The organism is Streptomyces xingningensis (assembly GCF_054957865.1).
On the sequence record NZ_JBDJPF010000004.1, the window covers coordinates 20113 to 34778 of the forward strand.

Sequence of the window (14666 nt, forward strand, 5' to 3'; positions counted from 1 at the left end):
ATCAGCCACCCGACCCCGAGGAGCCAGCGTGATGTCAGCGAGCCGCTACACCTATCTCGGCCCGGAAGGCACCTTCACCGAGGCCGCGTTGCGCACGCTGCCGGAGGCGGCGACCCGGGAGCTGGTGCCCATGGTCTCCGTTCCGGCGGCGCTGGACGCGGTGCGGAACGGGGAGGCCGCGGCGGCGCTGGTGCCCATCGAGAACTCCGTGGAGGGCGGCGTCAGCGCGACCCTGGACGAGCTCGCCACCGGGGCGCCGCTGACGATCCACCGCGAGGTGCTGTTGCGGATCACCTTCGCGCTGCTGGTGCGGCCCGGCACCGGGCTGGCCGACATCAAGACGGTGACCGGTCACCCCGTCGCCCAGCCGCAGGTGCGCAAGTGGCTGGCGGCCAACTTGCCCGGGGCCCAGTGGGAGTCGGCGGCCTCCAATGCGGACGGCGCCCGGCTGGTGCAGGAGGGCCGCTATGACGCGGCGTTCGCCGGGGAGTTCGCGGCGGCGACCTACGGCCTGGAGCCGCTGGTCACCGACATCCACGATGTGCGCAACGCACAGACCCGCTTTGTGCTGGCCGGACTGCCCGCGCGGCCCGCGGCCCGGACGGGAGCGGACCGGACGTCCATGGTCGTCTGGCTCCGGGACGACCACCCGGGCGCACTGATGGAGCTGCTGCAGGAGTTCACCGTGCGCGGGGTGAACCTGACCTGGATCGAGTCGCGGCCGACGGGTGAGGGGATGGGCCGCTACTGCTTCTCCATCGACTGCGAGGGGCACATCACCGATCGCCGGGTGGGCGAGGCGCTGATGGGGCTGAAGCGGATCTGCCCGAAGGTGCGGTTCCTGGGCTCGTATCCGCGTGCGGGTGAGAACCCGGGCAACCGGCCGGACGGCCCGGCCGGACGGCCGGGAACGTCGGACGGCGACTTTGTCGTGGCGGCGGAGTGGCTGGCGCGGTGCCAGGACGGCCGGGCCTGAGGCGGGTCCGAGGGCGCCCATCAGCGCGCCTGTGGATAAGTTGCAGAGTTATCCACAGGGCGTTCTCGATCTGGGGATAAGTCGATAGAACGAGACGATGAAGGTGGGTCACAAATCGGTCAACGTCGACAAATCTCTCTAGCCATCCCCCGGGTCATCCACAGCCCAATCCACCGTCAACAGCCATCACCCCAGGGGTATTCGTCAGCCGAAAAGCCTCGAACAACCCCTTAGAGCGAGTAATCACCACCCGAAAGAGTGCCCGGGAAAGGTTTACCCGACAGAACCCCGTCGAAGGAGAGACGAGAACGAAAGCGGGTGGAAGGTCCGCTTCCGGAATCCACAGATTTCACGCACAGCCTGTGGACAAAGAAGCGGAGGATCAGGCTCCTGTGGACAACGATCGTCCTCAACTCCCGTTCCGCACAAGGCCACTCGGGAGCGACCTCGGCAGACATGCACCCTTTGCCCGCCTGTTCGCCATTTTCCGGTAACGCCCCGATAGTTCCCCCGCAACCCCTCCGACACTTTCCGGCGATCACGCCGGAATTTCCCGCCGGGCACACGCCTCGATTCCCCATCGGCCCTTTTCCTCAAGCCCCCAAATCAGGACAAATAGCAATGAAGAGGAATATCACGTCGAGTGATCGCAGCACACAACGGTAGCCTTGAGGGGTGATTGACCTTCGCCTGCTTCGTGAGGACCCCGACCGTGTGCGCGCCTCCCAGCGCGCCCGTGGAGAGGACGTCGAGCTCGTCGACGCGCTGCTCTCCGCCGACGAGCGGCGCAGGTCGTCCGGTGTCCGCTTCGATGAACTCCGCTCCGAGCAGAAGGCGCTCGGCAAGCTCATCCCCAAGGCCTCCGGTGACGAGAAGGCCGAGCTGCTGAAGCGGGCCGGTGAGCTGTCCGCCGCGGTGAAGGCCGCCGACGCCGAGCAGGACGAGGCCGCGGCCGAGGCCCAGCGCCTGCTGCTGCAGATCGGCAACATCGTCCACCCCGACGTCCCGCGCGGCGGCGAGGACGACTTCACCGTCCTGGAGACGGTCGGCACCCCGCGCGACTTCGCGAGCGAGGGCTTCGCCCCCAAGGACCACCTCGAGCTGGGCCAGGCTCTCGGCGCCATCGATGTCGAGCGCGGCGCCAAGGTCTCCGGCTCGCGCTTCTACTACCTGACGGGCGTCGGCGCACTGCTGGAGCTCGCCCTGGTCAACGCCGCCATCGCCCAGGCCACGGCCGCCGGTTTCACCCCCGTCCTCACCCCCGCGCTGGTCAAACCGCGCGCCATGGAGGGCACCGGCTTCCTGGGCCAGGCCGCGCAGGACGTCTACCACCTGGAGAAGGACGACCTCTACCTGGTCGGCACGTCCGAGGTGGCGCTGGCCGGCTACCACATGGACGAGATCCTCGAGGCCGCGCAACTGCCGCTGCGCTACGCGGGCTTCTCGCCGTGCTTCCGCCGCGAGGCCGGCACCTACGGCAAGGACACCCGGGGCATCTTCCGGGTCCACCAGTTCGACAAGGTGGAGATGTTCTCCTATGTCGCCCCGGAGGACGCCGAGGCCGAGCACGCGCGGCTGCTGGAGTGGGAGAAGCAGTGGCTGACCGGCCTGGAGCTGCCCTACCAGGTGATCGATGTGGCCACCGGTGATCTGGGCGCCTCCGCCTCCCGCAAGTTCGACTGCGAGGCGTGGATCCCCACCCAGGGCAAGTACCGCGAGCTGACCTCCACCTCCAACTGCGACGAGTTCCAGTCGCGACGGCTGTCCATCCGGATGCGCGACGGCAAGAACGTCCGTCCGCTGGCCACCCTCAACGGCACGCTGTGCGCGGTGCCGCGCACCATCGTGGCGCTGCTGGAAAACCACCAGCAGGCCGACGGCACGGTGCGGGTGCCCGAGGTGCTCCGCCCGTACCTGGGCGGGCGCGAGGTCCTGGAGCCGGTCGCCAAGTGAGCGTCGCCTGCGTGGCCACCGGACCGCAGAAAAACACGATGCCCGCACCCCTGCGCCACGCAGGCGGAGAAGCGAACCAGGGGGCACAGTGAGCGAGCCGCCCTTCCGTCTGGTCGCCACCGATCTCGACGGCACCCTGCTGCGCTCCGACGAGACCGTCTCGGAGCGCACCCGCGCCGCCCTCGGCCTGGCCACCGCGGCGGGTGCCGCGCACATCGTCGTCACCGGGCGGTCGGTGGCCTGGACGAAGCACATCCTTCAGGCGCTGGACTACCGCGGCCTCGCGGTGTGCGGGCAGGGCGCGCAGGTCTACCACGCCGGTGAGCACCGGCTGTTGACGTCGGTGACGCTGGACCGGCAGCTGGCCGGGCTGGCCGTCGCCAAGATCGAGGCGGAGGTCGGCCCGCTGGCCCTCGCCGCCGGCCGGGACGGACTGGACGGCGCGGTGCTGACCGGGCCGGGCTACCGCGTCCAGGAGGGTCCGCTCCCGGTCATCCGCGTCACCGACCCGGCCGAGCTGTGGACGGCCCCCCTCAACAAGCTCTACCTCCAGCACCCGGGGCTCGACGACGACGCCCTGGCCGAGGTGGCGCGCTCGACCGCGGGTGCCCTGGTGGGCGTGACCATGGCGGGCCCCGGCATCGTCGAGCTGCTCCCGCTCGGCCTGAGCAAGGCGACCGGCCTCTCGCTGGCCGCCCGCCGCCTGGGCCTGCGGGCCGCCGACACCATCGCCTTCGGCGACATGCCCAATGACGTCCCGATGTTCGGCTGGGCGGCATACGGCGTCGCCATGGCCAATGCCCACCCGGAGTTGAAGGCCGTGGCCGATGAGGTCACCGGTTCCCATGAGGAGGACGGGATCGCGACCGTACTCGAGCGGCTCTTCGGCTGATCGCCGCGAAGTCCCAGGGCGGCCGCCCCCGGGTGAGCGGCCAGCAGGCCAGGCCGATCGCCACCGCGATCGCATGGCCGAAGTCGGTATAGGTGCCGCCGGTCAGCAGCGGCAGCGCGAAGAAGAGCACCAGGCCGGTGAGGTAGAGCCAGCGCCAGGGGCGCGGCACCCGGTAGGTGAGCAGGGCGGCGGCCGCGGCCAGTCCATAGGAGACGCCGATGTCGACGACATGCTTCATGGCCCGCGGCGCCGCATGGTGCTCGATCGCCAGCTGCAGCATCCGCTGGCTGATCAGCGTGGCCGCGATATGGGCGACGGCGACCGTGACCAGCCAGCGCAGGGTGCCGACCCAGCGCTCCACATTGGCATTGATCAGCTCGAACAGCACCGCGTAGAGCAGGAACGAGGAGGGGCTCTCGATCCAGAAGCCGCTGATCAGCAGCGACTGGAGCGGATGCTGGTTGAGCTCGTGGATATTGCTGCTGGTGCGGTGCAGGAGGAAGAGCTCCAGCCCCTCGCTGGCCGCGGCGATGACCAGGCTGGTGACGCCGATGATGAGCAGCCAGATATGCGTACCGGGGGAGGTACGGACCCAGGAACGGACGGCGGAGCCCAGCCGGGAGCCGACTGCCGCCAGGTCGGAGTCTCGCTCAGCCACCCTTCGACGGTAGCCCGCGCCGCAGCTCAGCGCATATAGACCCCGGCCCGGGCGGCCGCCGCGGCGGCCTCGGCCGCCCGCTCGGCGGTGGCCTCGTCGAGGGGATCGCCACTGGCCAGCAGCCGGTAGTAGAGCGGGGCCGAGACGGCCCGGATGACCTCACAGGCATCGGTGCCCGCAGGCAGTTCTCCACGCCGCACCGCCTCCTCCACGCACACCGACCACTCCAGGATGCGCACCTCATAGAAGCGGTGCAGGGCCTCGGCCGTCCTGGGGTCGGTGGTGGCCGCCGCGATGACCGCCGCGAACAGCCGGCCCTGCCGTGGGTCGGACAGGGTCCGCCGGACCAGCCGGGCGTTGGCCTTGAGGTCGCCGAGCAGGCTGCCGGTGTCGGTACGCGGCAGGGACTGCTCGGCCATCTCCACCAGCATGTCCGCGACAAGGCCGGCCACGCTGCCCCAGCGGCGGTACACCGTCGTCTTGCCGACCTCGGCGCGCTGCGCCACCTCGGCGAGGTCGAAGTCGGCAAAGCCCTTCTCGACCAGCAGGTCTCCCACCGCCCGCAGCACGGCGGCCCGCACCCGGGCCGTCCGCCCGCCGGGCCGGACCGTGCCGGGCTCCGGAACTTCCTCGGCCACAACGGTTCTCCAGTCCCCTCGGTCGCAGCTCTCGGTCGCACTGCGGTCGCCCCATCCTAAGGAAACCAGGAGACCATTAACCCTCGAAAGAGGTTGTAGGATGACCGGGCAATCGGCTGACCCCGTAACCTCGGAGGACCCATGGCACTGCAAGCGGCGGGACGGCAGTCCCTGGTGGACACCGTCGTGGAACAGCTCCGCGCCCAGGTCACCGCCGGCGACTGGCGGGTCGGCGAGCGCATCCCCACCGAGCACGCCCTCGCCGAACAGCTGGGCGTCGGACGCAACACGGTCCGCGAGGCCGTACGCGTCCTGGTGCACGCCGGGATGCTGCGCTCACGGCAGGGCGAAGGCACCTTTGTGGTCTCCACCGCCGACCCCGCCGAGATCATGCGCGGGGTGCGCCGCGCCGGAGTACGCGATGTACTGGAACTCCGCATCGCCCTCGAAGTGGAGGCCGCCCGCCTGGCCGCCCTGCGCCATGACCCGGCCGACCTCGAACGGATGCGAGCCGCCCTGGACGCCCAGACGGCGTTCGAGGACAACGAGGGCCAGCCCGACTCCGGCAGCCTCGAGCTGTACGCACACCACGACATCGAATTCCACCAGGCCGTCGTGGCAGCCGCGCACAACACCGCACTGACCGCCACCTACGCCTGGTTCAGCAGCTCCGTGCGGGAAGCGCTGATCACCGCCCTCGGCGACCACGACATGCCGCGCATCCTGCACGGCGACCACCACGACCTGCTGACCGCCATCGCCTCCGGCGATCCGGAGATGGCGGCCCACGCAGCCCGGGTGCTGCTCGAACGCCCCAAGCAGGCGGTCGAATCCCTGCTCGGCGAGCACTGACCGGCCCCACCGCTCCCCCGAAAGGCACCCCCATGCCACAACCGAGGCCCCAGCCTCCCCTCCTGACCGCCGAGGAACCACCTGCCACGGCAGCACCCTCCGCACAGCCCCCGCGCGCCCGCCCCGCCCTCCTGATGCTCGGCATCGTCCTCGCCTCGCTCAATATGCGCGCCGCGCTGGCCGGGGTATCGCCGCTGATGGACGAGATCGGCGACCACTTCCACCTGGCGGCCGCCGCCGGCAGCCTGGTGACCACCATTCCGCTGGTCTTCATGGGCCTGGGCTCGATCATCGCCCCCCGGCTCGCCCGGCGCTGGGGCACCGAAACCGTGCTGTGCGGCGCACTGGTACTGCTGGGCGCCGGCATCCTGCTGCGCACAGCACCCCCGGTGGCGGCCCTGTTCCTCGGCTGTGCGCTCGTCGGCACCGCGATAGCCCTGCTCAATGTGCTGATGCCGGGCCTGGTCAAGCGGGACTTCCCGGAGCGGGCGGCAAGCATGACCGCCCTCTACTCGACCACCCTGATCCTCGGCGCCACGGGCGCCGCCGCCTCCTCGGTACCGCTGGAGAACGCCCTCGGCGGCTGGCGGGGCTCGCTCGCCTCCTGGGCACTGCTCGCCCTGGTCGGCGTGCTGGTGTGGATCCCGCAGGCGGTCCTCGCCCGGCGCGGCGTCCGGCACGGCGCCGCACCGGCCCACCGGCAGGCCCCGGCCGGCCAGGGACCGAACCTGCTGCGCTCGTCCCTCGCCTGGCAGGTGACCCTGCTGATGGGCACCCAGTCGCTGATCGCCTATGTCTGCATCGCCTGGCTGCCGACGATCTTCACCGACCACGGCATGAGCAAGAGCGAGGCCGGCCTCGTCTACGCCTTCTACACCCTGGTGCAGATGGCCGGCTCCTTTGTGGTGCCGCTGCTCGCCGGGCGGCTGCGCGACCAGCGGCTGCCCGCGGCCGGCGTGGTGGTCCTCATGGCGGCGGGCATCACCGGCCTGCTCACCGCGCCCGTCGCGGGCGCATGGATCTGGGCGACCCTGATGGGCGTGGCCCAGGGCGGCATGCTCGGACTGGCACTGACCCTGATGGTGCTGCGCACCCGTGACGCCCATACCGCCGCCCGGCTCTCCGGCATGGCCCAGACCTGGGGCTATCTGCTCGCCTCCGTCGGCCCGTTCGCGATCGGCGCGGTGCACCAGGTGACGGACGGCTGGACGCTTCCGATCGGGCTGCTGCTGGTCGCCTGTGCGGCACTGCTGTTCCTGGGCCTGGGCGCGGGGAGAAATCGCAAGATCTGAAACGTTGTAACGGACGATGCCCCACGATGCCCCTGGTACACGAGGAGAGCCCACCTTGTCCGCCACCGCCGCACGGATCACCGTCCCCGCCGAACTGGCCGCATTCCACGAGCGGTTCAACCCCGAGTCGGGGAAGGAGTGGATCGCCGCACTGCCCGAGCTGGCGGCGGAGTTCCTCGACCGCTGGGGGCTGCGGCTCGACGGCCCGCCGGCACACGGCATGGTGGCGCTCGTCCTGCCGGTCCTCCGGCAGGACGGCACTGCGGCCGCACTGAAGCTCCAGCCACTGGACGAGGAGAGCAGGGGCGAGCCGATCGCCCTGCGGGCCTGGAACGGCGCGGGCGCCGTACGACTCCTCGAGCAGGAGCCGGAGTCCGAGATCATGCTGCTGGAACGCCTCGACGGCGAGCGCTCGCTGGCGTCGGTACCGGACGGCGAGGCCGCGCTTCAATCCCTCGTGGAGCTGATGGCCCGGCTGCACCGGACCCCCGTCCCCACCGGGCTGCGCCAACTCGCCGATGTGGCGGGCAAGATGCTGGACGACGCACCCCGGGCCGCAGCGTCCCTGGCCGACCCGGCCGAGCGCCGGCTGCTGATGTCCTACGCGGCGGCGGTACGGGAAGTGGCGGACGAGCCCGGCGACCGGCTGCTGCACTGGGACCTGCACTATGAGAACGTCCTTGCCCCGCTGCCCGGTTCACCGCGCGAGCCCTGGCTGGCGATCGACCCCAAACCGCTGGTCGGCGACCCGGGCTTCGACCTGATGCCCGCCCTCGACAACCGGTGGGAGGACGTGACCGCCACCGGCGACCCGGCACGGGCGGTGCGCCGCCGGTTCGACCTGATGACCGAGGTGCTGGGGCTGGAGCGGCCGCGAGCGGCGCGCTGGACGCTGGCGCGGGTGCTGCAGAACTCGCTGTGGGACATCGAGGACGGGGAAAGGGCTCTCCAGCCGGATCAAGTGACCATCGCGGAAGCGCTGTTGCCGGCCGGCTGAGGAGCTCCTACTCCTCTCCCGCCAGCGTCAGCTTGCGCAGCTTCTCGCCCGCGAACCAGGTCGCACCCACCGTCACACCGGCCAGCAGGGCCAGCGCCACCGGCAGCCCCACATCCGAAGTGATCGCCCCCTCCGCACCGATCCGCTGCGCCAGCGCCAGCGCCCACTGCTGGACGCTGAGCGTGCGGGCGCCCGGAATGAGGCTGCCGAAGAGCGTCTCCCAGATCAGGGCGTAGACCAGCCCGGCGACCACCGCATGGCGGGTGACCGTGCCCAGCAGCAGGAAGATCGCGCTATAGGCGATGGAGGCGACCGCCGCGGCAATGGCGTAGGCCACGGCGATCTGCTGGCTGTTGCCATTGAGCACCAGGCCCGCGATCAGGGTGGGTATCGCCGAGAAGGCGACGGTGACGCCGACCGCGACCACCAGCTTGGTGAGGATGATGACCGGTCGTTTGATGGGTTTGGCCAGGAGATAGACCACCGAGCCGTCGTCGATCTCCGGGCCGATCGCGCCGGTACCCGCGATGACCCCGATGAGCGGGACCATGGTGGCCAGCGCGAAGCCGCCCAGGACACGGGTCGCGGTTTCGTCGTCGGCACCGGTCAGGGCGCGGACGGCGGCCGCGATCAGCAACAGCAGGGCGGGCAGGGCGAAGAGGATCGCGGCCCGGCGGCGGCCGAGGAGCCCCCGGTAGGTGAGCCGTGCGACGGTGGTGTTGAACATGGCGGGGCTCCCTTCAGGCCGCGACGAGGTAGGAGAAGACCGATTCCAGGGACTCGTCGGACGGCGAGACCATCAGGAGCCGGATGCCCTGCGCGCGGGCGACGCTGGGCAGCAGGGTGGTGAAACGGCCGAAGTCGACGGCCTGTACCCGCAACGCGCCCTCCTGGACGTCCACTTCGATGCCCGAGGTCGACGGGTCGGCGATCAGGGCCGCGGCGAGGGCGCGGTCGTCGCTGGAGCGCACGAGGTAGCGGTGCGGGCGGTTGGTCATCAGCCGGCGGATCTTGCGGAAGTCGCCCGATGCCGCATGCCGTCCGGCGACGACGACCTCGATATGGGCGGCGAGCTGTTCGACCTCCTCGAGGATATGGGAGGAGAACAGCACGGTACGGCCCTCGGTCCCCATCTGCCGCAGCAGATCCATCAGTTGCATGCGCTGGCGGGGGTCCATGCCGTTGAAGGGCTCGTCGAGCAGCAGCACGGAGGGCTCATGGACCAGCGCGGAGGCCATCTTCACGCGCTGCCGCATGCCCTTGCTGTAGGTGGCGATCCGGCGGTCCTGTGCATACTCCATCTCGACCGTGGCGAGCGCCTGCCGGGCGGTGGAGGCGGGCAGGCCGTGCAGCTCCGCATTGGCCCGGACGAACTCCAGGCCGGTGAGGAAGTCATACATCGCCTCCCGCTCGGGGACGATCCCGATATGGCGGTAGATCTGCTCATTGCCCCAGATCGTCGCCCCGTCGAGGGTGACCGTGCCGCTGGAGGGGGCGAGGAAGCCGCCCATCATGTTGATCAGGGTGGACTTTCCGGCGCCATTGGGGCCGAGCAGGCCGGTGACGCCGGGGCCGACGACCATCGAGACGTCATTCACGGCCACCACATTCCCGAACCAGCGGGAGACCTTGTCGATGCGCAGCGTGGTCACAGCCCGGCCCTCCGGTAGCGGCCCATCAGCAGTGCGTAGCAGCAGACGATCGCGCCGAGGACGACAAGGAGATAGACCAGCCCCAGGCCCGTGCCCGGACCGTGGCCGCCGGGGAAGCCGGAGCCGGCCGACAGGAACGCCGTCTGGATGCCGTCGATGAGGGTGACCGGGGAGAACAGGCCCAGCCAGCTGATGACTTGGGTGGTGCCGCGGACCTCGGCGATGCCCTGGATGGTGCTGACGGCCCCATAGGAGATGGTCAGCACGGCGATGACGGCGGCCACCCCGAAGCCGCGGCGCGGGGTGAGCGCGGCGACCACCAGGCCGATGCCCGCGAACAGGAGGGAGAGCAGTGCCACGGAGAGCAGCCCTTCGGCGAGGCCCCGGGTCTGATCCGCGAAGCCCAGCTTGGCGAGCAGGGCACCGGCGTAGAGGATCAGCAGGGGCGTGGCGGTGAGGATGAACAGGGCGGAGGCCAGGGCGGCGAACTTGGCCACCACATAGTCGACGCGCTCGATGGGGCGGGAGAAATACAGCGGCACGGTCTTGAACCGCAGGTCCCGGGAGACCGACTGGGGCGCCTGGGCGGCCAGGTAGAGACCGATGACGGGCTGCAGCCAGATCGCGTAATGGGTGTATTCGATCGGCAACTTGGTCATCTTGGTGGCCACCGCCACGGCCACGGTGATCGCGGCCGGCAGGCACATCGCGGCGAACAGCACCATCGGCAGGACCTTGGACTTCGCCGAGCGGCCCAGACCGTACGCACCGCGCAGGCCCTGGGTGTAGAGCGAGCGGCGGATGTACGCACGGCCGAGGCGCGGCCCGGCGTAGTTGCGGTAGCCGATGTTGTGGATGACATCCGGGGCGGGCGCGGTCACGGTCTCAGGCGGCATCGGAGCTGCCCCATTTCTGTGCGGGGTCGTGGTGCGGTCCGGCGTCGGCCCGGAAGAGCTCCGCGATGCGGTGCCGGCGCTGTTCCATCCGGACCAGCCCCAGGCCGAGCCCGGCGACCGCGTCACGCACCGCGTCATAGGTCTCCTCGCCGGTGACATCGACCAGCAGGACGGGGCCGGAGCCCGCGGCCCCGGACTCCCCGGCGGGCCGGGCGGTGAGACCGGCGGCGGCCAGGGCCGCGCCCAGCGCGGCGGTGCCGTCCGGGTGGGTGTCGCTGTCCGTCACCTCCACCGCGAGCGAACCCGTGGCCTGGGTGAACTCGCTGGTGGCGGAGGAGCGCAGCAGCTTGCCGCCGTCGATGACCACCACATGGTCACAGGTGCGCTCGAGCTCGCCGAGCAGGTGCGAGGTGACCAGCACCGAGATCCCGAAGTCGGTGTGCACCCGCCGGATCAGGCCCAGCATCTCGTCCCGGCCGACGGGGTCGAGGCCGTTGGTGGGCTCGTCCAGGAGCACCAACTGGGGGTCGTGGACCAGCGCCTGGGCCAGCTTGACCCGCTGCTTCATGCCCGTCGAATAGCCACCGACGGCGCGGTAGCGCTCCTCGTGCAGCCCGACGTGGCGCAGGGTGTCCGCGGTGCGCTCGCGCGCGGCGGACGGCGGCAGACCGGACATCCGCGCCATATGGACGACGAATTCGGTCGCCGACACATCGGGCGGCAGGCAGTCGTGCTCCGGCATATAGCCGACCCGCTCGCGGATGGTCTCCCCCCGGGACGCGACATCGAGGCCGAGCACCTGTGCCCGGCCCTCGGTGGCCGGGGAGAGCCCGAGCAGGATCTTGATCAGCGTGGACTTGCCGGCGCCGTTGGCACCCACCAGACCGGTCACGCCCGGGGTGATGTCGAGGGAGAGCCCGTCCAGCGCGGTCACCCGGGGGTACCGCTTGCTGAGGCTTTCGGTGGCGATCACAGTCACGTCTTCGACGGTAGTGGCGCGGGTCACGGCGGTCGTCAGCCCAAAGCGTGGAATGCGGGTAGTCCTCCGGTCTGACCTACCCGTAGGGGGTCCGCCAAAAGAAGGGGCATTTCGCCGCTCCCATCCCCTTGACTCAGCCTCCGCACATTGTCACATTCATCAGTGTCAACTTATGGCGATGCCAACTTACCGATGCGGCCGCGGGGTTCACCCCCGCGGGCGCGGGACGGGCGGGTGGACATGACGGCCGACACGGCCCGGCGAATCACCGATGACCTGCGGGGATTCCGCGAAGTGCAGCGTCTGGCATACGACTGCGCGGAGGCGGTCGCCGCCCGGCTGAAGCCGGGCGTGACCGAGCGGGAGGCGGCCCGCATGCTGCGGGAGTGGCTGCGCGACCGCGGCGTACGGGACTGGTTCCATCTGCCCTTCGCCTGGTTCGGCGACCGCACCGCCTTTACCGGCTTCCGGCTGCCGCACCAGTTCTTCCCGACCGGCCGCCCGCTGGAGCCGGGGATGCCCTTCATTCTCGATCTGGCGCCGGTGCACCGGGGGTTCACCGCCGACATCGGCTACTCCGGCTGCCTGGGCCCCAACCCGCTGCACGCCCGGCTGCTCGCCGACCTGCAGGAGCATCGGGAGCTGATCCTGCGCGAGGTGCGGGAGCGGCATCCGCTGCGCGAGATCTACCAGGACGTCGACCGGCTGATGGTCCGCCAGGGGTACGCCAACCGGCACCGCGCCTACCCGTTCGGGGTGATCGCGCACAAGGTCGGCCGGGTGCCGGAGCGCCGCTGGTCGCCCCAGCTGTTCGGGTTCGGCGTCCAGTCGCTCAAGGGGCTGGCCGCCGACGCCCTGCACGGGCACCGGGAGGGCTGGTCGCCGCTGTGGAGCCCGTACCGCATTTCCGACCATCCGCCCAGGGCCGGGCTGTGGGCGGTGGAACCGCACCTCGGATTCCGCGGCACCGGCGCCAAGTTCGAGGAACTGCTGGTGGTCACCGACTCCCGGGATCCCGAGGAGAGCGCGTTCTGGCTGGACGACGATCTGCCGCATGTGCGGCGCCGACAGGAGAGGTTGGCCGGATGACCGGGGCGGGGATCGAGGGGGCGCGCGAGCGCCGGGTGCGGTCGGGCGGGATCGAGCTGTGCGTCGCGGAGGTGGGCGACGCCTCGCGGCCGACGGTGGTGCTGGTGCACGGCTATCCGGACAGCAAGGAGGTGTGGTCCGAGGTCGCCCGGCGGCTGCGGGACCGCTTCCATGTGGTGGCGTACGACGTGCGCGGCTGCGGCCGGTCCACCGCTCCCCGGCCGCTGCGCGGCGGATTCACCCTGGAGAAGCTGACGGACGACTTCCTGGCCGTGGCGGACGCGGTGAGCCCGGACGCACCGGTCCATCTCGTCGGCCATGACTGGGGATCGGTGCAGGGCTGGGAGTTCGTCACCGTGCCCCGCACCGAGGGGCGCATCGCCTCCTTCACCACCATCTCGGGGCCGTCCCTGGACCATCTGGCGCACTGGTTCAGGGAGCGTGCCGCCCGCCCCACCCCGCGCCGGGTGGCCCAACTGCTGGGCCAGGGCGGCAGGTCCTGGTACGTCGGTGCGCTGCACCTGCCGGTACTGCCGGAGGCCGCCTGGCGCGGGCCGCTGGGCAAGCGCTGGCCGGCCCTGCTGAAGCGGCTGGAGCGGCTGGAGCACGTTCCGGCGGACTCCTATCCGACCTCCTCGCTGCCCTCCGACGCGGCGCACGGCGCCTGGCTGTACCGCGACAACGTCCGGGCCAGGCTGCGCCGTCCGCGCCCCGACGCCTACGCCCAGGTGCCGGTCCAGCTGATCACTCCGGTCGACGACGCCTTTCTCTCCGAGCGGCTCTACGACGACCTGGCGCGCTGGACCCCGGCCGGCCTGGTGCGGCACACGCTGCGCGCCAAGCACTGGGTGCCACGGCACCGGCCCGACCAACTGGCCCGGTGGATCGACGAGTTCGTCACGGCACGGCACGCGGGCGGGCCGGCCCGGGAGCCGGTGGCGGCGGGGCCCTGCGCGCAGCGGTTCGGCGGACGGCTGGTGCTGGTCACCGGGGCGGCGAGCGGCATCGGGCGGGCCACCGCATTCGCCTTCGCGGAGGCCGGGGCGCGGGTGGTGGCGGTCGACCGGGATGCCGAAGGGGCGGCCCGGACGGCCGAGCTGGCGAGGCTGACCGGGGCGGCCGAGGCCTGGGCGGAGTGTGCCGACGTCTCGGACGAGCAGGCGATGGAGAAGCTGGCCGCCAAGGTCGCCGCCGAGTACGGCGTGCCGGACGTGCTGGTGAACAACGCCGGGATCGGGCTGGCCGGTGACTTCCTGGACACCTCGACGGAGGACTGGCGGCGGGTGCTGGACGTCAATCTGTGGGGCGTCATCCATGGCTGCCGGGTGTTCGGCGGGCAGATGGCGGAGCGCGGGCAGGGCGGCCACATCGTCAATGTCGCCTCCGCGGCGGCCTATTCACCCATGCGGACCCTCGCCGCCTACGCCACGTCGAAGGCGGCGGTGCTGATGCTGGGCGAGTGCCTGCGCGCCGAACTGGCGGGCCGGGGAATCGGGGTCTCGGTGATCTGCCCCGGCCTGGTGAACACCAACATCACGGGCACGGCGCGGTTCGCCGGCGTCTCGGCGGAGGAGCAGCAGCGCCGCCGGGCCAAGGCCGCCCGGGCGTACGGGCTGCGCGGCTATCCGCCGGAGAAGGTAGCCGACGCCATTCTGCGGGCCGTGCTGCACAACCGGGCCGTGGTCCCGGTGACCCCGGAGGCGCACGCCACCCGCCTGCTGTCCCGCTTCGCCCCCCGGGTGCAGCGGGCGATCGCGCGGATCGAGCCCCCGCTGTAGGGCACGCCCTGCAT

At 71.1% G+C, this 14666-nt stretch carries 14 protein-coding genes; 8 read left to right on the plus strand and 6 right to left on the minus strand.

Features of this window, described 5'->3' with window-relative positions; translation table 11 throughout:
* The first annotated feature begins 31 nt into the window (after nt 1–31).
* The 3 genes from pheA to ABCR83_RS03240 all read left to right on the plus strand — a co-directional run bounded on the left by pheA (nt 32) and on the right by ABCR83_RS03240 (nt 3821).
* On the plus strand, nt 32–976 hold the full coding sequence (pheA, locus tag ABCR83_RS03230; RefSeq protein WP_462693366.1) for a prephenate dehydratase: 945 nt from the start codon (nt 32–34) through the stop codon (nt 974–976).
* Between the two features lie 675 nt (nt 977–1651).
* On the plus strand, nt 1652–2929 hold the full coding sequence (serS, locus tag ABCR83_RS03235; protein ID WP_462693120.1) for a serine--tRNA ligase: 1278 nt from the start codon (nt 1652–1654) through the stop codon (nt 2927–2929).
* An 88-nt stretch (nt 2930–3017) separates the two neighbouring features.
* The gene (locus ABCR83_RS03240; RefSeq protein WP_462693122.1) at nt 3018–3821 is read left to right on the plus strand and encodes an HAD family hydrolase; all 804 of its coding nucleotides are present in this window, start codon (nt 3018–3020) and stop codon (nt 3819–3821) included.
* On the opposite strand, the gene ABCR83_RS03245 is transcribed toward ABCR83_RS03240, so the two are convergent.
* Both ABCR83_RS03245 and ABCR83_RS03250 read right to left on the minus strand, forming a co-directional pair.
* Complete coding sequence (locus tag ABCR83_RS03245; protein WP_462693124.1) at nt 3763–4479, minus strand: rhomboid-like protein; 717 nt, start codon at nt 4477–4479, stop codon at nt 3763–3765. The two genes, ABCR83_RS03240 and ABCR83_RS03245, sit on opposite strands and share 59 nt — an antisense overlap.
* A gap of 26 nt (nt 4480–4505) precedes the next feature.
* The gene (locus ABCR83_RS03250; protein ID WP_462693126.1) at nt 4506–5117 is read right to left on the minus strand and encodes a TetR/AcrR family transcriptional regulator; all 612 of its coding nucleotides are present in this window, start codon (nt 5115–5117) and stop codon (nt 4506–4508) included.
* Nucleotides 5118–5258: 141 nt separating this feature from the next.
* Between ABCR83_RS03250 and ABCR83_RS03255 the strand changes: the two genes are divergently transcribed.
* Genes ABCR83_RS03255 through ABCR83_RS03265 form a run of 3 tightly spaced genes read left to right on the plus strand, consistent with a single transcriptional unit; the run spans nt 5259 to nt 8258 of the window.
* Nucleotides 5259–5969, plus strand: coding sequence for a FadR/GntR family transcriptional regulator (locus ABCR83_RS03255; protein ID WP_462693128.1), 711 nt, complete (start codon nt 5259–5261; stop codon nt 5967–5969).
* 32 nt (nt 5970–6001) lie between these two features.
* Nucleotides 6002–7261 carry a CynX/NimT family MFS transporter gene (locus ABCR83_RS03260; RefSeq protein WP_462693130.1) on the plus strand — a complete coding sequence of 420 codons (1260 nt, stop codon included), beginning with the start codon at nt 6002–6004 and terminating at the stop codon, nt 7259–7261.
* 55 nt (nt 7262–7316) lie between these two features.
* Entirely contained in the window at nt 7317–8258 is a 942-nt protein-coding gene (locus ABCR83_RS03265) for an aminoglycoside phosphotransferase family protein (RefSeq protein WP_462693132.1), read from the plus strand.
* 7 nt (nt 8259–8265) lie between these two features.
* Here ABCR83_RS03265 and ABCR83_RS03270 read toward each other — a convergent pair whose 3' ends face one another.
* From ABCR83_RS03270 to ABCR83_RS03285, 4 genes are read right to left on the minus strand one after another with little or no spacing between them, the layout of a single operon-like run.
* Nucleotides 8266–8985, minus strand: a complete 720-nt coding sequence (locus ABCR83_RS03270; RefSeq protein ID WP_462693134.1) for an ABC transporter permease subunit — start codon at nt 8983–8985, stop codon at nt 8266–8268.
* 13 nt (nt 8986–8998) lie between these two features.
* Nucleotides 8999–9910 carry an ABC transporter ATP-binding protein gene (locus ABCR83_RS03275; RefSeq protein ID WP_462693136.1) on the minus strand — a complete coding sequence of 304 codons (912 nt, stop codon included), beginning with the start codon at nt 9908–9910 and terminating at the stop codon, nt 8999–9001.
* Entirely contained in the window at nt 9907–10806 is a 900-nt protein-coding gene (locus ABCR83_RS03280) for an ABC transporter permease subunit (protein WP_462693138.1), read from the minus strand. Before ABCR83_RS03280 ends, ABCR83_RS03275 begins: the two co-directional genes overlap by 4 nt.
* Nucleotides 10796–11812 (minus strand): ABC transporter ATP-binding protein, encoded by a 1017-nt coding sequence (locus ABCR83_RS03285; protein ID WP_462693140.1) that lies wholly within the window; start codon nt 11810–11812, stop codon nt 10796–10798. Before ABCR83_RS03285 ends, ABCR83_RS03280 begins: the two co-directional genes overlap by 11 nt.
* A 213-nt stretch (nt 11813–12025) precedes the next feature.
* Here ABCR83_RS03285 and ABCR83_RS03290 point away from each other — a divergent pair, with 213 nt between their 5' ends.
* Nucleotides 12026–12874, plus strand: coding sequence for a M24 family metallopeptidase (locus tag ABCR83_RS03290; RefSeq protein WP_462693142.1), 849 nt, complete (start codon nt 12026–12028; stop codon nt 12872–12874).
* Nucleotides 12871–14652, plus strand: a complete 1782-nt coding sequence (locus ABCR83_RS03295) for an SDR family oxidoreductase (protein WP_462693144.1) — start codon at nt 12871–12873, stop codon at nt 14650–14652. Before ABCR83_RS03290 ends, ABCR83_RS03295 begins: the two co-directional genes overlap by 4 nt.
* The last annotated feature ends 14 nt before the right edge of the window (nt 14653–14666 follow it).

Excerpts from the sequence above, each read along its gene's own strand:
- pheA (WP_462693366.1), top strand. The coding sequence starts at position 32 with ATGTCAGCGAGCCGCTACACCTATCTCGGCCCGGAAGGCACCTTCACC.
- ABCR83_RS03255 (WP_462693128.1), top strand. The coding sequence starts at position 5,259 with ATGGCACTGCAAGCGGCGGGACGGCAGTCCCTGGTGGACACCGTCGTG.
- ABCR83_RS03260 (WP_462693130.1), top strand. The coding sequence starts at position 6,002 with ATGCCACAACCGAGGCCCCAGCCTCCCCTCCTGACCGCCGAGGAACCA.
- ABCR83_RS03270 (WP_462693134.1), bottom strand. The coding sequence starts at position 8,985 with ATGTTCAACACCACCGTCGCACGGCTCACCTACCGGGGGCTCCTCGGC.
- ABCR83_RS03280 (WP_462693138.1), bottom strand. The coding sequence starts at position 10,806 with ATGCCGCCTGAGACCGTGACCGCGCCCGCCCCGGATGTCATCCACAAC.
- ABCR83_RS03290 (WP_462693142.1), top strand. The coding sequence starts at position 12,026 with ATGACGGCCGACACGGCCCGGCGAATCACCGATGACCTGCGGGGATTC.
- ABCR83_RS03295 (WP_462693144.1), top strand. The coding sequence starts at position 12,871 with ATGACCGGGGCGGGGATCGAGGGGGCGCGCGAGCGCCGGGTGCGGTCG.